This window comes from Kitasatospora sp. NPDC059088, assembly GCF_042738155.1.
In the GTDB taxonomy this organism is placed as follows: Bacteria; Actinomycetota; Actinomycetes; order Streptomycetales; family Streptomycetaceae; genus Kitasatospora.
In genome coordinates this window covers 19,396-37,589 of the sequence record NZ_JBHYGR010000005.1, presented here as the reverse complement: position 1 = coordinate 37,589, position 18,194 = coordinate 19,396, and the positions used below count along the sequence as shown (strand labels likewise).

Below are 18,194 nucleotides of genomic sequence, written 5' to 3'. Positions count from 1 at the left end.
CGACTTGGTGGCGAGGGTGATCTGCCGGGCGGGGGGCCGGCGGGGCCCGCTCATGGAGCGGCCCGCCGGGGTGCGTGACGGCCCACCCGGACGGGCACAACTGTGGGGCCCTGCGGCCAGGGCCTTTCTTACACCAGACTGTCCCGCCAGGCACGATGCAGGGTGGCGAAACGGCCCTCCCCCTCGATCAGCTGCCGCGGCGAGCCGTCCTCGACGATCCGTCCCTGGTCCATCACCAGCACCCGGTCGGCGATCTCCACGGTGGAGAGCCGGTGGGCGATGATCACCGCCGTGCGGCCGGCCAGCACCGTGCGCATCGCCCGCTGCACGGCCTGTTCGCCCGGCACGTCCAGGGAACTGGTCGCCTCGTCGAGGATCAGCACGGCCGGGTCGGCCAGCAGGGCGCGGGCGAAGGCGACCAACTGGCGCTGCCCGGCGGAGATCCGGCCGCCGCGCTTGCGCACGTCGGTGTCGAAGCCGTCCGGGAGCGCGGCGATGAACCCGTACGCGCCGATCTCCCGGGCGGCCTGCTCGACCTCGGCGCGGGTGGCGCCGGGGCGGCCGATCGCGATGTTCTCGGCGACGGTTCCGGAGAACAGGAAGGACTCCTGGGTCACCATCACCACCCCGCGCCGCAGCTCCGGGGTGGCGAGGTCGCGCAGGTCCACGCCGTCCAGCCGGATCCGGCCGTCCGTCGGGTCGTAGAAGCGGGCCAGCAGCTTGGCGACCGTCGACTTGCCGGCGCCGGTCGCCCCGACCACCGCGACCGTCTGCCCGGCCGGGATCAGCAGGTCGAAGGGCGGCAGCACCTCCTTGCCGGTGCGGTAGGCGAAGCGCGTCCCCTCGAAGGAGACCGTTCGTCCCTTGGCTGTGACTCGCCCGCTCGCCTCCGGGCGCTCCGACCCGGTGCCGACGTTCTTCGCTCCGGCACTCCCTCCTTCGTCGGTCGCTTGTCGCTCATCGCTTTCGGCACCGGCGCGCCCTTCGGCTCGGGGCGGGGGCGGCAGTTCGACCGGCTCGGCCGGCTCGGCGACGGTCGGTTCGTGGGCGAGCAGGCCGGCGATCTTCTCCAGGGCCGCGGCGGCGGCCTGGTAGCTGTTCAGGAACATCGCCAGCTGGTCGATCGGGTCGAACAGGCGGCGCAGGTAGAGCGCGAAGGCGGTCAGCACGCCCAGCTCCAGCGCGTCGTCGGCGACCAGGTAGGCGCCCATCAGCACGATGCCGGTGAACCAGACGTTGGCGGTGGCGCGGGAGAGGCCGACGTACCGGGCGAGCTCCATGAAGCCCTCCGCGTTGGCCGCCGAGGCCTGGCGGTTGACCACACCGAAGGCGGCGTCGTTGGCCTTCTCGCGGCGGAAGGCCTGCACCGGGCGGATGCCGTTCATGGTCTCGGTGAAGCGCACGATCATCGAGGCGGCGGCCGTCCGCGAGCGGCGGTAGACCCGGCGCGAGCGGGTGCGGAAGGAGTGGGCGACCAGGGCCAGCGGCAGGAAGGCCGCCAGCGAGGCCAGGCCCAGCCGCCAGTCCAGCACCACCAGCAGCACCGAGATGTAGCAGACCGACAGGAAGACCGTCAGCAGCTCCTGGAGGCCCTCGGAGAGCAGTTCGCGCAGCGCGTCGATGTCGCTGGTGGCCCGGGAGATGATCCGGCCCGAGGTGTAGCGCTCGTGGAAGTCCAGGCTGAGCCGCTGGGCGTGCCGGAAGATCCGGCCGCGCAGGTCCAGCAGGACGTCCTGGTTCACCCGGGCGCTGATCTTGATGAACACCCACTGCAGCAGCGGGCTGAGCAGGGCGCAGAAGAGGTAGCCGGCCACCACCGCGACCAGCGGGCCGGAGTCGTGCGCGCGCAGCGCCGGGATGCCGCGGTCCATCGCCACCGCGACCAGCAGCGGGCCGGACTGCAGGGCGGCCTGCTGGACCAGGATCACCACCATGGCGACGGTGATCCGGGCCCGGTGCGGGGCGAGCAGCGAGCGCAGCAGTGCCCGGGGCGCGCCGGGCGGGACGGGGATGTCCTCCTCGTCCGCCGGGGGCGCGGGCAGCTCCTCCTCGGCCGGGACGGTCGGGTCGGTCTGGTCGCTCCGGTCGGCCGCGGCGGGCCCGGCGGGTTCGACGGTGGTGGTCATCGGGTGGAGCCCTCCTCAAGGACGAACGGGCCCTCGGGCACCGGGGCGGCCTCGCCCGACATCAGTTCGCGGTAGCGGGGGCAGTCCCGGAGCAGTTCCTGGTGGGTGCCGACGGCCTCGATCCGGCCGTCCGCGAGCACCGCGACCCGGTCGGCGAGCAGCACCGTGCTGGGGCGGTGGGCGACCACCAGGGCGGTGGTGGAGCCGAGTACCTCGCGCAGCGCCCGTTCGACCAGGGCCTCGGTGTGCACGTCGAGCGCGGAGAGCGGGTCGTCCAGCACCAGGAAGGGCGGGTCGCCGACCACGGCGCGGGCCAGCGCGAGGCGCTGGCGCTGGCCGCCGGACAGGCTCAGGCCCTGCTCGCCGACCTCGGTCCCCACCCCGGCCGGGAGCTTCTCGACGAAGCCGGCCTGGGCGGTGGCCAGGGCGGAGGCCAGCTGCCGGTCGTCCGCGCCGGGGGCGCCCATCAGGACGTTCTCCCGGACGGTGGCGGAGAACAGGGTGGGCTCCTCGAAGGCGACCGCGACGAGCTCGCGCAGCTCCTGCCGGGGCAGCTCGGCGATGTCCCGGCCGTCCAGGGAGATCCGGCCGCCGGTGGCCTCGTACAGCCGGGGGAGCAGGGCGGTGAGCGTGGTCTTGCCGCTGCCGGTGGCGCCGACCAGGGCCATCGTCTCGCCGCTGCGGACGTGCAGGTCGATGCCGGCCAGCAGGTCGGGGGTGTCGTCGGGGGCGTCGGGGTAGCGGAAGCGGACGCCGGTGAAGCGGATGCCGTCCCGGGTGCCCGGGGTGCCCGGGGTGCCGGGGGCGGCGGTCGCGGTGGCCGGGTCGGCGGGCTCGGCGGGTTCGGGCTCGTCGATGACCTCGAAGAACCGGTCGGTGGCGGTGGCGGCCTCGTTGGCGTAGGCGAGCAGCCAGCCGAGCGACTCGACCGGCCAGCGCAGCGCGAGCGCGGTGGAGAGGAAGGCGACCAGGGTGCCGGCGCTCAGCTCGTCGTGGGCGACGAGGTAGGCGCCGACGGCCAGGGCGCAGCCCAGCGCGATCTCCGGCAGGCCGACGATGACCGCCCACAGGTTGGCGAGCTGGTGCGCCTTGCTCAGCTCGGTGCGGCGCAGCCGGTGGGACTGGGCGCGGAAGTGCTCGGCCATCGCGCGGTGCCGGCCGAAGGCCTTGAGGATGCGGATGCCGAGCACCGACTCCTCGACCACGGTGGCGAGGTCGCCGTTCTGGTCCTGGGCGAGCCGGGCGGTGACGGAGTACTCGGACTCGAAGCGCCGGGTGAGCACCAGCAGCGGCGCGGCGGGCAGCAGGATGATCACGGCGAGCCGCCAGTCCTGGGCGAACATCAGCACCGTGCCGGCCAGGAAGGTCACCGAGTTGACGACCAGGAACACCAGCGGGAAGGCCAGGAAGAGCCGCATGGCGTTCATGTCGGTGGTGGCCCGGGAGAGCATCTGGCCGGAGCCCCAGCGGTCGTGGAAGGAGACCGGCAGCCGCTGGAGCTTGGCGTAGAGGTCGGCGCGCATGGCCGCCTCCAGCCGGCCCAGCGGGCGGGACAGCACCACCCGGCGGGTGTAGAACAGGGCGGCCTCGACCAGTCCGAGGAGCAGCAGCAGGCCGATCGGCGGCCACAGCGCGTCGAGGTCGTGCCGGGCGAGCGGGCCGTCGACGATCCGGCCGAGCACCACCGGGACGGCCAGGGTGCTCAGCATGGCGAGGGTGGCGGCCGACACCGAGACCAGGAGCCGGCCGCGGACGGCCCGGGCGTAGGGCCACAGGCGCAGCAGTGAGCGGACCGTGGAGCGGCGTCGCCCGGTCGTGCGGTCGGAGTCTTGTCGGTTCTCGGCCATCGCGGTGAGGGTAGGCAGAGTGCCCGTCATTTCTCATCCGGTTTTTCGCCCCTGTCGGTGAAGGCCGCCGAGAACCGGCCACCCGAACGGGTGACGCGAGGGCGTGCTGAGGGGAGTGCGGAGCCGTTCGTGCAGGGAGGAGTGCGCCGTGCGCCTCTTGCGGGCGCCTGCCGAACGGCCGATTACATCTCCTGACGGACGCTCATTGGCAAGCGAGTGACAGGAGTGTGTGGACATGACGGTCGACACCGAGCCCACCCCCGGCCCAGGATCGGCAACCGTGCAGGTCAGGGCCCAGCTCAGCCTCAGCACCACGGCCGCCCGCAACCTGGCGACGACCACCAAGTCGAAGCCGCAGATGCAGGAGATCACCTCCCGCTGGCTGCTCAGGGTGCTGCCGTGGGTGCAGGTCAGCGCGGGTACGTACCGGGTCAACCGTCGCCTCAGCTATGCCCCCGGGCGCGGCCGGGTGGGCTTCGCCAAGGCCGGTTCCACGGTGACGGTGATCGCGCCCTCGCTGGCCGAGGTGCCGGCGTTGCGCGGGTTCGAGGACCAGGAGGTGCTGGCCGAGCTGGCCCGCCGCTTCGTGCAGCGGGACTTCGCGCCGGGCGACGTCCTGGTGCGGGAGGGGGCGCCGATCGAGGAGGTGTTCCTGATCGCCCACGGCAAGGTCGACCGGATCGGCACCGGCAAGTACGGCGAGGAGACGGTGCTCGGCACCCTCGCGGACGGCGACCACGTCGGTGACGAGGTGATCACCGAGCCCGGCGGCAGCTGGCCGTACACCGTGCGGGCGGGCACCGCCGGCGTCGCCATGGCGTTGAACGCGGCCGGGCTGCAGGAGCTGGTCGACCGCTCCGCGCCGCTGCGCGAGCAGCTGTTGGGCTTCGCCGCCGACGCCGCCCAGGCGCAGAACGCCCACGGCGAGGCGGAGATCGACCTCTCGGCCGGCCACCAGGGCGAGTACGAGCTGCCCGGCGCCTTCGTGGACTACGAGTTGGCGCCGCGCGAGTACGAGTTGAGCGTCGCGCAGACCGTGCTCAAGGTGCACACCCGGGTCGCCGACCTCTACAGCAAGCCGATGAACCAGACCGAGGAACAGCTGCGGCTGACCATCGAGGCCCTGCGCGAGCGGCAGGAGTACGAGATGATCAACAACCCGGAGTTCGGCCTGCTCCACAACGCCGACTTCGACCAGCGGATCCAGACCCACTCGGGCGCGCCCACCCCGGACGACCTGGACGAGCTGCTCTCCATGCGCCGCGACACCGACTTCCTGTTCGCCCACCCGAAGGCGATCGCCGCCTTCGAGCGGGAGTGCACCAAGCGCGGCATCGACCCGGGCACGGTCGACGTCCTGGGCAAGCGGCGGCCGGTCTGGCGCGGGGTGCCGATCCTCACCTGCGACAAGATCCCGGTGGCGGCCGACCGGACCACCTCCTTCCTCGCGCTGCGCGTCGGCGAGGACGACCAGGGCGTGGTCGGCCTCACCCAGGTCGGCATCCCGGACGAGGTCGAGCCCGGCCTGAACGTCCGCTTCATGGGCATCAACGAGCAGGCGCTCTCCTCCTACCTGGTCAGCGCCTACTTCTCGGCGGCGGTGCTGGTGCCGGACGCGCTCGGCGTCCTGGAGAACGTCGAGGTCAGCCACCCCTTCAACTGACCAGGGCGTCGCGGGCGGGTGCGCGCAGCAGTTGCAGCGAGCGCCCGCCCAGTACCACCGCGCCCCGCGGCCGGGCCTCGCCGGTGCCCGCGGCGGCCGTGTCCAGCACCGTCTCGTAGGCGGCCTCCGGCTCCGCCCAGGGTTCGCCGGGCAGGGTGAACGCCACCGGTTCGGGGCCGGAGTTGAGCAGCAGCAGGAAGCTGTCGTCGGCCAGCGGGAGCCCGGTGTCGTCCCGTTCGGGCAGCGCGGCGCCGGAGAGCAGCATGCCGAGGCAGGCCGTGGGGCCGAACCAGTCGGCCTCGGTCATCTCCTTGCCCAGCGGGGTGAACCAGGCGAGGTCCGGCTGTCCCCCGGGAGTGGCGGCCCGGCCGGAGAAGAACGCCCGCCGGCGCAGCACCGGGTGGGCCCGGCGCAGCCGGACCAGCCGTCCGGTCAGTGCGCACAGCTCCTGCCAGCCGGGCTGCTCCAGCAGCGACCAGTCCAGCCAGCTGACCTCGCCGTCCTGGCAGTAGGCGTTGTTGTTGCCGCCCTGGGTGCGGCCCAGCTCGTCCCCGGCGGTGATCATCGGGACGCCCGCGGAGAGCAGCAACGTGGCGGTCAGGTTGCGCAGTTGGCGCAGCCGCAGGGCGTTCACCTCCGGGTCGGTGGTCTCGCCCTCGGTGCCGTGGTTCCAGGAGCGGTTGTCGTCCGTGCCGTCCCGGTTGGCCTCGCCGTTGGCCTCGTTGTGCTTGCGGTCGTAGGAGACCAGGTCGCGCAGGGTGAAACCGTCGTGCGCCGTCACGTAGTTGACGGAGGCGTACGGGCGGCGGCCGGCGCGCTGGTAGAGGTCGGAGGAGCCGGCCAGCCGGTAGCCGAGCTCGCGCACGTCCGGGCGGGCGCCGCGCCAGAAGTCCCGGACGGTGTCGCGGTAGCGGTCGTTCCACTCGGCCCACAGCGGGGGGAAGCCGCCGACCTGGTAGCCGCCCGGGCCGACGTCCCACGGCTCGGCGATCAGCTTCACCCGGCTCAGCAGGGGGTCCTGGGCGATCGCGGCGAGGAAGGGGTGCTCCATGTCGACGCCGTCGCTCGCCCGGGCCAGGGCGGCCGCGAGGTCGAAGCGGAAGCCGTCCACGCCCATCTCGGAGACCCAGTAGCGCAGCGAGTCGGTGATCAGCCGGATCACCTGCGGGCGGCGGGTGTCCAGGGTGTTGCCGCAGCCGGTGTAGTCGGCGTAGCCGCGCGGGCGGTGCGGGGCCAGCCGGTAGTAGCCGGCGTTGTCGATGCCGCGCAGGGAGAGGGCGGGCCCCAGCTCGGCGCCCTCGGCGGTGTGGTTGAACACCACGTCCAGGATCACCTCGATCCCGGCGGCGTGCAGGGCGCGGACCATCCGCTTGAACTCGCCGACCTGGCCGCCGCGTGAGCCCGAGGCGGAGTAGCCGGCGTGCGGGGCGAAGTAGCCGACGGTGTTGTAGCCCCAGTAGTTGACCAGGCCGCGGGACTGGAGGTGGTCCTCGCTGGCGTACTGGTGCACCGGCAGCAGCTCGACGGCCGTCACCCCGAGGCGGGTGAGGTGGGCGAGGGCGGCCGGGTGGGCCAGGCCGGCGTAGGTGCCGCGCAGGTGCGGGGGGATGTCGGGGTGGCGCATGGTGAAGCCGCGGACGTGCAGCTCGTAGAGGACGGTCTCGGCCCAGGGGGTCTTCGGGCGGTGGTCGTCGTACCAGTCGTCGTCGTCGTGGACGACCACGGATCTGGGCACGTACGGGGCGGAGTCGCGGTTGTCCCGGACGGTGTCGGCGACGTCGGCCTCCGGCCAGTTGCGGACGGCGGAGCACGCGGCGTCGTGGGAGGTGTAGCAGCCGTCGACGGCGCGGGCGTACGGGTCGAGCAGCAGCTTCGCGGGGTTCCAGCGGGCGCCCGTCCACGGGTCCCAGCGGCCGTGCACCCGGAAGCCGTAGCGGGTGCCGGGGCGGACGCCGGGGAGGAAGGCGTGCCAGACCTGGAGGTCCTGCTCGGTGAGGCGGTGGCGGTGCTCCCGGCCGTCCTCGTCGAACAGGCACAGGTCGACGGCCTCGGCACCGGCCGCCCAGAGGGCGAAGTTGGTGCCGGGGCCGCCCGGCCGGTCCGTCCGGAAGCGGGCGCCCAGGGGCTGCCAGCTGCCCGGCCGTACCCCGGCCTCCTCGGCTTCCAGGTCCTGGCCTGAGGTCATGGTCGTGCCCTCCCTGAACGGGGGGTCCCGGGCCCCGTTCACCTTCTCTTTCCCGTTTACGCCCCTCTCCGCACCCACCCCTTCCACCGTCCCCTCCCGCAGCGTGTCCCGCTCGCCCCGGTCGGGGGGTGGGGGTGGTCGGTGGGGATGGGGTGGTGCGGGTGGTGGGCGCGTGTCCCGGGGTGGTTCGGGGTCGTTGTTCCCGGAGTCCGGTGTTCCAGGCGTCGGACCCGAGCAGTGGGAGGCCCCGGGATGCGGCGCCGAGGTGGGGTGTGGGCGCGCCGGGTGGCGGCGGCGGTGTGCTGTCTGGCCGTGGTCAGCGGCTGCGGCGGGTCGGCCGGGGCGCCGGCGGGGGACGCGGTGGGGGCCGGGGCGCCCACGCCGCCTCCGCCGCCGTCGCGGGCGGTGCTGGCGGCGGTGCCCGCGGACGGGGCGCAGGACGTGCCGCCGGAGGGGCCGGTGCGGGTGGGCGTGACGCAGGGGCGGCTGGTGTCGGTGCGGCTGGCCGACGCGAAGGGGGTCGAGCTGCCGGGGGCGATCGGCGCGGACGGTGCCAGCTGGGCGCCGGAGGGGGCGCTGCCGCTGGGGACGGCCTTCACCCTGGACGCGGTCGCGGAGGACGACCAGGGCCAGCGGGCGGCCCAGCACTCGGAGTTCTCCACGGCGGCCCGGGCGCACACCTTCGTGGCGTTCTTCACGCCGGAGGACGGGTCCACGGTCGGGGTCGGGATGCCGGTCTCGCTGCGGTTCAGCAGGCCGATCGCCGACCGGGCGGCGGTGGAGCGGGCCGTGCAGGTCACCGCGGACCCGCCGGTGCCGGTGGCGGCGCACTGGTTCGGCAACCAGCGCCTGGACGTCCGCCCGCAGCAGTACTGGGCGGCCGGCACCAAGGTGACGGTGGCGCTGCGGCTCAAGGACGTGCAGGGGGCGCCGGGGGCGTTCGGCAGCCAGAACCGGGACCTGCGCTTCACGGTGGGCCGGGCCCAGGTGTCCACGGTGGACCTGGACGCGCACACCCTGACGGTCCGGTCCGGGCCGGGCGGCAAGGTGGTGCGGGTGCTCAAGGTCTCCGGGGGCAGCCCCGAGCACTCCACCTACCGGGGGGTGATGGTGGTGTCGGAGAAGTACAAGCTGACCCGGATGAACTCGCAGACCGTCGGGATGGGCGACGAGTACGACATCAAGGACGTCCCGCACGCGATGCGGCTGACCACCTCCGGAACCTTCCTGCACGGCAACTACTGGGCGGACCAAGGGGTGTTCGGCACCGCGAACACCAGCCACGGCTGCATCGGGCTGGCGGACGCCAAGGGGGGCGCCGGCAAGGACACCCCGGCGGGGTGGCTGTTCGAGCACACCGTCCCGGGCGACGTGATCGAGGTGCGGGCCTCGGCCGGGGACTTCGTGCCGCCGTCGAACGGGCTGAACGGCTGGAACGTGCCGTGGGACCAGTGGGTGGCGGGCAGCGCGCTGCGGTAGCCACCTCCCCCCAGCCACCTCCCCGGGATCCGCTCGGACCGCACGGTTATCCTGCTCCGACGCGTCGGGCCCGATGCGAAAGATCGGGACCCGGTGCAACTCTTCCGGGCGCCCATCGCGTCAAGTGAGTGAATACCTGGAGGGGAGATTCCGTGAAGACGGGGAACACGGCCGGCGCTGCGATACGCACCGGTGGGCGCTACCGGCGCAGGGGCGCGATGGCACTGGTCATGGGGAGCGTGCTGCTGCTCACCGCGGCGTGCAACGACGACAAGGGCGCCACCTCGGGTGACGCGACGGCGGCGGCCCCGGCGGACGCCGGCGGGACGGCCGCCCCCGGCGGCGGCGGTGCGGCCACGCCGAAGACCTCGGCGGCGGTGCTCTCGGTGTCGGCGAAGGACGGTGCCGAGGACGTCGCGCCGAACGCGCTCCAGGTCTCGGTCTCCAACGGCAAGTTGACCGCGGTCGAGGTGACCGACAAGAACGGCAAGCCGGTCGAGGGCGCGATCGCCCCGGACGGCGCCGGCTGGAAGCCCGCGGCGGCGCTCGCCGTCGGCATGGCGTACAAGGTGAACGCGCAGGCGAAGGACGACGCCGGGCTGGTGGCCGCGTCGACGACCTCGTTCACCACGCTGACGCCGGAGAAGAAGGCCTCCGTCAACGACAACATCGCCGACGGCGGCACCTACGGCGTCGGCATGATCGTCTCGGTGAGCTTCAACAAGGACGTCAAGAACAAGGACGCCGTCCTGAACGGCATCACCTTCGAGGCCAGCGACGGCACCAAGGTCAAGGGCCACTGGTTCGACAGTCGCCGGGTGGACTTCCGCCCGGAGGACTACTGGAAGCCGGGCACCAAGGTGACCATCAAGTACCGGTTGAAGAGCGTCGAGATCGCGCCGGGCGTCTACGGCGACGTGGACAAGGACGAGCCGTTCAACATCGGCCGCTCGATGGTCTCCACCGCCGACGCCAAGTCCCACAAGATGACGGTCGAGCGGGACGGCAAGAGCACCACCCTGCCGGTCACCATGGGCGCGGACGCGACGCCGTCCTGGAGCGGGACGATGGTGGTGATGGCCAAGGAGGGCATCACCCACATGGACTCGCGCACCGTCGGCCTGGGCGGCGAGTACGACATCAAGGACGTGCCGCACGCGATCCGGCTGACCACCTCCGGCACCTTCGTGCACGGCAACTACTGGTACAAGGGCATGCCGTTCGGCAACCTCAACGGCAGCCACGGCTGCATCTCGATGCAGGACGTGCAGGGCGGCAGCGACTCCTCGGTGGCCGGCAAGTTCTACAACGACTCGATGGTCGGCGACGTCGTGAAGGTCGTGAACAGCAAGGAGAAGACCGTCTCGCCCTCCAACGGGCTGGGCGGCTGGAACATCGCCTGGGCCAACTGGTAGGCCCGGTCGGATTTCTGTACGAGCGGCCCGGACTCACCCGTTGGGGTGGTCGGGCCGCTCGGTTTTCGGGGCAGAAAGCCCCTCGAACGGCGCAACCTTTCCGGTGGCCCGGCACATCTATGGGGCGGGTCCGTCGTGACCGCGGGGAGCAAGGGAGGGAATCGGCGATGAGGTCGATACGCAGAGTGGTGGCCGTCGGTTTGGTCGGCGGGGCGATGACGTTGACCGCGGCCTGTGGCGGCGGCAACGGGGGCGGCAGCGGGAGCGGCGCCGCCAAGGCCGATCTGGGGGCCGGCGCCGGGGCCTCGGCGTCCGCCTCGGCGCCCGGCAGTTCGGCGCCGAAGGTGTCCACGGCCGCGGTGAGCATCGAGCCGAAGAACGGCGCGGTGGACGTGGCGCCGGGCACGCTCAAGATCGGTGCGACGGGCGGCAAGCTGACCACCGTCAAGGTGAGCGACAAGGCCGGCAAGGAGGTCCCCGGCACGATCGCCGCGGACGGCGCCAGCTGGACCCCGTCCGCCGGGCTCTCGGTGGGCACCGCCTACCAGGTCAGCGCGATGGCGGCGGACGCCAACGGCGCGGTCGCCGAGGCGGACAGCAGCTTCACCACGCTGACCCCGGCGGCGCTCGCCAAGGCCTCCGACAACGTGGACGACAACGCGATGTACGGCGTCGGCATGATCGTCTCGGTGGACTTCAGCAAGGACGTCAAGAACAAGGACGCCGTCCTGAACGGCATCACCTTCGAGGCCAGCGACGGCACCAAGGTCAAGGGCCACTGGTTCGACGACCGCCGGGTGGACTTCCGCCCGGAGGAGTACTGGAAGCCGGGCACCAAGGTGACGGTGCACTACCGCCTCAAGAGCGTGGAGATCGCCCCCGGGGTGTACGGCAGCGACCGGGACGAGCCCTTCACGATCGGGCGATCCCAGGTCTCGACGGTTGACGCCGCCGCGCACACGATGACGGTGGTCCGGGACGGCCAGTCGAACTCCATCGACATCACCTCCGGCTCGGACGAACACCCCACCTGGAACGGCACGATGGTGGTCATGTCCAAGGAGGGCACGGTGCGGATGCAGTCCAGCACCCTGCCCGGGATGACCGGCGCGTCCTACGACCTCCAGGTGCCGCACTCGATGCGGCTGACCACCAGCGGGACGTACGTGCACGGCAACTACTGGAGCGGCTCCGCCTTCGGCGAGGACAACGTCAGCCACGGCTGCGTGGGCCTGCGCGACGTCAAGGGCGGCGGGGACTCCACCTCGATGGGCAAGTTCTACGCGGACACGCTGGTCGGGGACGTCGTCACCGTGAAGAACTCCATCAAGAAGGAGACGCTCGACCCGGCGAACGGGCTGAGCGGCTGGAACCTGCCGTGGAGCAAGTGGTAACCAGCAGGTCGCTGCGGTGAGACGTCAACCCGGGCTTGACTTCGGTCGGCCCGGGTCGACGCTTTTCCGGGGCCGGGTTGCTGGAGGCATATGCCGACTCGGGCGAGATCGTTTGCTCATTGTCCGTACGCGGCCGCTTGCGTTCCGCAATGATGGACGGCATGGCGGGTTGGGGCGAAGCAGATCAGTCATCGGTTCCCGTGGCCGGCAGGGTCGCGGAGGCGTCGTGGATCGACGTCCAGGGTGCGCTCGCGGCGCTGGAGCGGCTCAGCTCCGAGGAGCTGCAGGAGATGTACTCCGGCAGACTGTGCGACCAGTCCGCGCCCAACGAGGTGCGGCTGCCGTCCCGGCCGGAGTCGGGCCCGGTGGCCCGTCGGCTGGTCCTGAACGTCCTGGAGTCCTGGGAGCTCCACCAGCACCTGGAGGCCGGTGAGTTGCTCACCAGCGAGCTGGTGGCCAACGCGGTGCGGCACGCCGCCGGGCGCACCATCGGGCTGCACGTCAGCCGCAAGCCCGGGTGGCTGCGGATCGAGGTCCGCGATTCGTCGAGGGCGTTGCCCTGCATGATCCTCGCCGAGCCCCGGCCGGTGAACGAGCGCGGGCGCGGCCTGAAGATCGTCGACGACCTGGCGGACCGGTGGGGTGCGGACCTGCTGCCGCGGGGCAAGGGCGTCTGGTTCGAGTTGAAGGTCCGCGAGCGGAGCTGAGGGGCGGGCTTCCGGGTGCTGGTTTCCGGGCCCGGGCGTCAGGGTCCGGATACGCGCAGGGCCCCCGGATTCGCCGTGGTCGGCGGTGGGGGCCCGTGCAGGTCATCGCGCGGCCAAGGGGGTGCGTGTCGCGCGATGGGTGTCGGCAGTGCCAGGTCGGGCCCGCCGAAGTTCTCGATGTCTTGACTATCGCACGGATCTCAGCATGTGGGCAAACCGGGCGTCTTGGATTGCAAGGTTTGTAACCTACTTCACCTTGGGATTTTGCATAGGTTCACGCTCCGGCCTGTGAATATTCACGATCGCGCTGATGTGATCACCGCTCGGCGGACACGTGCGGCATGTGCGCGGACGGCGGCCGGGGAGAGGTGCCGGTGCGACGGCGGCGGGGCCGTGGGGGTGCCGCGGCAGGTGCGGCAGAGGCCGCCGAGGAGGGCGTGCGGGCGGCACGGGGTGCGGCAGTCGGTGCACTCGGCGATGCGGGCGGCCTGCTGTTGGGGGAGTGGGCGTTCCGGGGGCAGCTTGTCGAGCAGGCGGCGGCGGGTGAAGGCCGCCGGGCTGTGGATGCCGTCCGGCGGGAGGCCTGCGGTGAGGGCGGCCGTGAAGAGGGCCGGGGTGGCGCCCCGGGCGAACCACTCGGCGGCGAGCGGTTCGAGGGCCGCGCAGTCGGCGGCGGAGAGCGGGAGGCGGGCGTCCGTGAGGCCGAGGCCGGCGAGGGCGGCGTAAGCGGGCGAGGCGACGGCGCATCGCTCTTCCGGGGGATCGGGCGCCGAATCCGTTGACGCCTCCGGGGCCTGGAGTTCCTCCCCGGTGGCGATGAAGTGGTTCCACCAGGCGTCGGAGCGGGGCGTCCGGGAGAAGTAGGTGCGGAACACCCACTGCGGACGGTCGGCGTTCACGCGCTCGCGGACGCGACGCAGGTGACCTGCGGTGGAGAGGTTGTTGAGGGCCGTGCGGACGGCCATCTGCCCGAAGAGGGGGTTGATGGCGGCGAGGGTCTTGACGTCCATCGCGGCACCGTCGGGGAGGTGGTCGACGAACGAGGCGAGGTACGCCTCGCGGGCCGGGAGGTGGGAGAAGTCGGCCGCAGCGCGGGGGAGTTCGCCAGGGGCGGACTGCTTGCCGTATCCGGGGGAGGCCATGGCGGTAGAGTCATGGGTAGCCACAGGATCGAGCTCTCTCTTCGATCGGGGTGGTCAGACCCCCGTTCGGTGTTGGTAGCACCGGTCGGGGGTTGTTCTCGTTATGGGCACGCTACACGGCGCGACGGGTGGTGGTGAAGTCGTGACGATAAGTCATATGTGCTGCGTGCAGGGGTGGTTGGAAGGTGGTTGCCCACCCATTCGACTAAAGGGTCACTCGGCGTCGGTGGCTTGAGCTTCGGTGGCGAAGGTGACGAAGGCGGACCACGCCTCGGGGGAGAACGTGAGGGTCGGGCCGGCCTTGTCCTTGGAGTCCCGGACGTGGATGGCGGAGGGGGAGGGAGCCACCTCGACGCAGTTGCCGGCGTCGTGGTCGCTGTAGCTGGAACGGAACCACGGCATGGTGGCGTTCATAGTTGCTCCAGTGCCTTTCGGAGGAACTGTGCTGATTCTTTCGGGTTCAGGGCCTGCGAGCGGATCATCGCGTGGCGTCGGCTGAGCTGGCCCACGAGTCGCGGTTCGGAGTGGAGAGCGTTCGTTCCATGCGTCTCAACATACGCATACTGCTCGTTGTTGATCGTTTCCAAGATGATGAGCGATCCCGAGAGGCCTGAAGGGGGAATCTGCTCGGTGGGCACGATCTGAATCTGGGTGTTGCGTGAGTTCTCGAACTCAAGCAGCCGGTGGAGCTGCTCCTTCATGACCTTCCTGCCTCCGACGGAAGTGTGGAGGGCCGCTTCGTAGATGGTGAAGCTGAACATCACCTCGGGCTCCAAGAGCCTCACTTGCCGCTTGAGGCGGATCGCTAGGCGTTCTTCAATGGTGGCGTCGTCCACGGGCGGCATGTGGCGGCTGAGAACCGTCCTGGCGTAGTCCTCGGTCTGCAGCAAGCCCGGGATGTAAAGGGCCTCATAGAAGTAGCAGGCGACTGCCTCCTTCTCGACCTCGAAGAAGACATCGCTGCGCGCAGGCCTGGTCTCCGGGATGAGGTACGGGTGAGCCCCCAGCAGCATTCCCTTCGCGTTGCACAACTCATCCGCCGCCTGGAGCAGCTTGAGTGACGGCCGCCGCCTCCCCGCCTCCATCGACCGCACGCTCTCGTAGTCGTAGCTCGCCGCCTTGCACAACTGCTCGCGGGTGACCCCTGCTTGCTCCCGCCACCGCTTGATCTGATCGCCGCAGTACTTCCAGGCCATCGGGTTCTGCTTCGGCGTGGTCATCCCGAACCCCCTCATCGCCCCTGGTCATCCAGCGGTCGACTCTCACGCTGTACCGACGGTGTGACTACTGAGGGTATGCCCGGCTCCCGACTCTTGAGGGGTGAAATGGCCGAACTCAGCCCTTGCGAGTGACGCCCGGCAATCCATCCCCCCAAGGATTCTGATGATCACTCAGCCCGCCGACGCCGTCGAGTGGACGCTCCCCCGCCACCCCCGCAGTGCGAGCCGTGCCCGGATCCGGCTCCTTCGGCAGGCCTTCGAGTGGGAGATCGACGTCGAGTCCGCCGAGACCGCCCTGCTCCTCCTCAGCGAACTCGTCACCAACGCGTGCCACCACGCCCGCGGCCCGCGCGATCGCCTGATCGGTGTCCGCCTGCTCCTCCCCACCCCCACCCTCCTCCGCGTCGAGGTTTCCGACGCGAGCCCCAAGCTGCCCGTGCCCCGGCACGCCGCTCCCGAGGACGAGTCCGGCCGGGGCCTCGAACTCGTCGCCGCCCTCGCCACCTCCTGGGGCGCCGAGCCGCGTGGCAAGGGTTACATCGGCAAAACCGTCTGGTTCGAACTCGCCCTCCCCTCGCCCGCCGGCCCTGCCTCGGGCGATCTCGTCGCATCGCGGTGAGCGGGCCGACGCCTGTGGGAAATGGTGCCGCGCTCAACGACGTTCTCCGGCGGCTTGGACCGGATGAGGACTTCGCGGCGGACGTGGCGTCCGCTCGCGCCCTGCACAGGAAGTCGGCGGGGCCGACTTCCTGTGCAGGCCCCAACAGTGTTGGCGCCCATGCGGCGCCGAAAGACATCAATTCGTGATAACCGTCCGGTGCTTCCGGGGTAGCGCGTAAAAATCCTCACGCCTTTTCGCTCGGGACGTATGAATACCGTCAACAGTGCCGCTGCAGCGGGATTTCCGGCCCTACCATCCAGCTTTACCGAGAAGAAGGATGGAATTGACGTGCAATCCCTGTCCCGCCTGAAACGCGCCCTGGCCTGTGGGCTCGCCGCGGTCGCCCTGTCCGGCGGCCTGGCCGTTCAGGCCCCGACGGCGTCGGCGGCGCCCCCCGTGGACACCACCTGCGGCACCCCGGCCGCCGTGGGTGGCGGCAACTGCATGACCGCGCTGATCAATTCGGCCTTCGACATGATCAAGGGCATGCGTGCCGCCGCGAACAACAACAAGCTGGACAATGCGGAGTTCACCCAGAACACCGCGTCCAAGCTGAGCCAGAAGTTCCCGGGGTTCAACGTCCTGGTGTACAAGACGGTGGGCACCGACCTGTACGACACCGAATGGTTCAAGGGTGAGTACAAGGCCGACATGCGCGGGGTGCTGCTCGACACCACGTACAAGCTCAACCATTTCCTGGACAAGGACAAGAAGGATCCCTCCGGCTACGACGTGTTCCGGATCTGGGTCTTCCAGGGCGACTCGACCTTCCGCAACCGCACCGACGGCGGCTTCATGAACTGGGCGTTCGTCGGCCAGGACGGCGACAGCGTCAAGAAGGAGTCGTGGACCTGCCGGTCGGGCACCGCGCGGCCCTACAAGTGCGACGGCGACGTCCGCAGCATCCACTTCCCCGGGCGCTCGGGCTACGGCACCCGGACCGGCAGCCTGACCCCCGACATCAGCCGCGACCACCACGCCTGCCTGGACGTCAGCGGCAACGGCACCGCGAACGGCACCCCCGTGCAGATGTGGGAGTGCAACGGCGGCGACGCGCAGCGCTGGACCTACAACGGGTACCGGCTCCAGGCGGCCAACGGCAAGTGCCTGGACCTGCCCGGCAACAACACCTCGCCCGGGAACAAGCTCCAGGTCTGGGACTGCCTGGACAATCCGGGGCAGCGCTGGAACATGTCGGCCAGTGGCGGCTTCCGGCACCTGGTGGACCAGGAGGACCGCTCCAAGGACGTCTGCATCGACGACTTCAACTCGCAGACCGGCAACGGCAGCCCGGTGGTGGCCTGGGGCTGCGGCTCCGAGGACAAGCGGGACGCGCCCAACCAGAACTGGGCCTGGGGCGGCACCCCGCCGACCACCACCCCGACCACGCCCGCCAACGGCGCCGACGTGATCCTCAAGCTCGACAACGGGCTGGGCGCCGTTCCGGTCGGCGGTTCGGCCGGCGCGTCGGTCGTCCCGGGCATCCGGGGCGGCAACGAGTCCAAGTGGAAGATCACCTCGGTGGGCGGCGGCCGCTACCGGATCACCAGCTCGTACGGGCTGGAACTCACCGAGAACAGCAACTACATGGCCGAGCTCCAGCCGTGGAGCAACGCCGACCGGCAGAAGTGGCAGCTCGTCCCGGTCGGCAACGGCAAGTACCGGATCCGGATCTCCGAGGACGACTGCCTCGCCCACGACGCCGACTTCAAGCAGCTCGGTGTGTGGACGTGCAAGTCGGGCTGGCAGCAGGAGTGGGTGCTGGAGGGCTACTCCGGCGGCGGGACCACGCCGACCAAGCCCGACCCCGGCACCGGCGGCGGTGGCACGGGCGGTGGCACCGGCGGTGGCGGTGGCGCCAGCGTTCCGACCGAGCGGCCGCTGTTCCTCAAGCTCGCCAACGGGCTGGGCGCGTCGGCGCCCACCGAGACCGCCAGCTGGGGTTCGCCGATCGTGGCCGGGGTCCTGGGGTACAAGGGGTCCCGCTGGACGATCAAGCCGCTGGGCGGGGACCGCTACCGGATCGTCAACGACCTCGGGTACAACCTCACCGAGAACCCCGACACCTACGTCGCCGAGCAGCAGGCGTGGGGTGACACCTCCAACCAGAAGTGGCAGTTCAAGAGCGTAGGCGGGGGGAAGTACCGGGTCCAGATCGACGACGACAACTGCCTCGCCCACGACGCCGACTTCAAGCAGCTCGGCGTGTGGACCTGTAAGTCGGGCTGGCAGCAGGAGTGGACCTTCCAGCTCCTCTGACCGCTCACCGCTGCCGCCCCGCGAATGAGGCCGGGCGGCAAGACCGGGGGGACCCGATAGGCCCCCCAACCCCACGGGGGGGGGCACCCCGGTAGC

13 protein-coding genes are annotated in these 18,194 nt (G+C 71.1%); 7 read left to right on the top strand and 6 right to left on the bottom strand.

Translation table 11 applies throughout. From position 1 onward, the window contains the following. Positions 1–128 precede the first annotated feature (128 nt). Entirely contained in the window at positions 129–2,126 is a 1,998-nt protein-coding gene (locus ACFWXO_RS03795) for an ABC transporter ATP-binding protein (RefSeq protein ID WP_375891506.1), read from the bottom strand. After that, positions 2,123–3,973 carry an ABC transporter ATP-binding protein gene (locus ACFWXO_RS03790; protein ID WP_380521955.1) on the bottom strand — a complete coding sequence of 617 codons (1,851 nt, stop codon included), beginning with the start codon at positions 3,971–3,973 and terminating at the stop codon, positions 2,123–2,125. Before ACFWXO_RS03790 ends, ACFWXO_RS03795 begins: the two co-directional genes overlap by 4 nt. Positions 3,974–4,208: 235 nt before the next feature. Between ACFWXO_RS03790 and ACFWXO_RS03785 the strand changes: the two genes are divergently transcribed. After that, entirely contained in the window at positions 4,209–5,636 is a 1,428-nt protein-coding gene (locus ACFWXO_RS03785; RefSeq protein ID WP_380521953.1) for a family 2B encapsulin nanocompartment shell protein, read from the top strand. Here ACFWXO_RS03785 and glgX read toward each other — a convergent pair. Then, positions 5,629–7,821 (bottom strand): glycogen debranching protein GlgX, encoded by a 2,193-nt coding sequence (gene glgX, locus ACFWXO_RS03780; protein ID WP_380521951.1) that lies wholly within the window; start codon positions 7,819–7,821, stop codon positions 5,629–5,631. The two genes, ACFWXO_RS03785 and glgX, sit on opposite strands and share 8 nt — an antisense overlap. Before the next feature lie 252 nt (positions 7,822–8,073). On the opposite strand from glgX, the gene ACFWXO_RS03775 reads away from it, so the two are divergent. The 4 genes from ACFWXO_RS03775 to ACFWXO_RS03760 all read left to right on the top strand — a co-directional run bounded on the left by ACFWXO_RS03775 (position 8,074) and on the right by ACFWXO_RS03760 (position 12,816). Continuing rightward, positions 8,074–9,300, top strand: coding sequence for an Ig-like domain-containing protein (locus ACFWXO_RS03775; protein ID WP_375891510.1), 1,227 nt, complete (start codon positions 8,074–8,076; stop codon positions 9,298–9,300). 152 nt (positions 9,301–9,452) lie between these two features. Then, positions 9,453–10,715, top strand: coding sequence for an Ig-like domain-containing protein (locus ACFWXO_RS03770; RefSeq protein ID WP_380521949.1), 1,263 nt, complete (start codon positions 9,453–9,455; stop codon positions 10,713–10,715). A 167-nt stretch (positions 10,716–10,882) separates the two neighbouring features. Further along, complete coding sequence (locus ACFWXO_RS03765) at positions 10,883–12,109, top strand: Ig-like domain-containing protein (RefSeq protein WP_375891512.1); 1,227 nt, start codon at positions 10,883–10,885, stop codon at positions 12,107–12,109. A gap of 200 nt (positions 12,110–12,309) precedes the next feature. Beyond that, positions 12,310–12,816 carry an ATP-binding protein gene (locus tag ACFWXO_RS03760; RefSeq protein ID WP_380521947.1) on the top strand — a complete coding sequence of 169 codons (507 nt, stop codon included), beginning with the start codon at positions 12,310–12,312 and terminating at the stop codon, positions 12,814–12,816. A 296-nt stretch (positions 12,817–13,112) separates the two neighbouring features. Here the strand turns inward: ACFWXO_RS03760 and ACFWXO_RS03755 are convergent, their stop codons facing one another. From ACFWXO_RS03755 to ACFWXO_RS03745, 3 genes are all read right to left on the bottom strand, one after another. Then, positions 13,113–13,958 (bottom strand): hypothetical protein, encoded by an 846-nt coding sequence (locus ACFWXO_RS03755; protein ID WP_380521945.1) that lies wholly within the window; start codon positions 13,956–13,958, stop codon positions 13,113–13,115. 213 nt (positions 13,959–14,171) lie between these two features. Continuing rightward, positions 14,172–14,372: a DUF397 domain-containing protein gene (locus ACFWXO_RS03750; RefSeq protein ID WP_380521943.1), complete on the bottom strand. Its 201-nt coding sequence runs from the start codon at positions 14,370–14,372 to the stop codon at positions 14,172–14,174. Then, positions 14,369–15,178 carry a helix-turn-helix domain-containing protein gene (locus ACFWXO_RS03745; protein ID WP_380521942.1) on the bottom strand — a complete coding sequence of 270 codons (810 nt, stop codon included), beginning with the start codon at positions 15,176–15,178 and terminating at the stop codon, positions 14,369–14,371. The genes ACFWXO_RS03750 and ACFWXO_RS03745 overlap by 4 nt, the downstream gene beginning before the upstream one ends. Before the next feature lie 163 nt (positions 15,179–15,341). Between ACFWXO_RS03745 and ACFWXO_RS03740 the strand changes: the two genes are divergently transcribed. Then, positions 15,342–15,797, top strand: coding sequence for an ATP-binding protein (locus ACFWXO_RS03740; protein ID WP_380521940.1), 456 nt, complete (start codon positions 15,342–15,344; stop codon positions 15,795–15,797). Positions 15,798–16,127: 330 nt separating this feature from the next. Further along, entirely contained in the window at positions 16,128–18,098 is a 1,971-nt protein-coding gene (locus ACFWXO_RS03735) for a ricin-type beta-trefoil lectin domain protein (protein WP_380521938.1), read from the top strand. Positions 18,099–18,194: the final 96 nt, after the last annotated feature.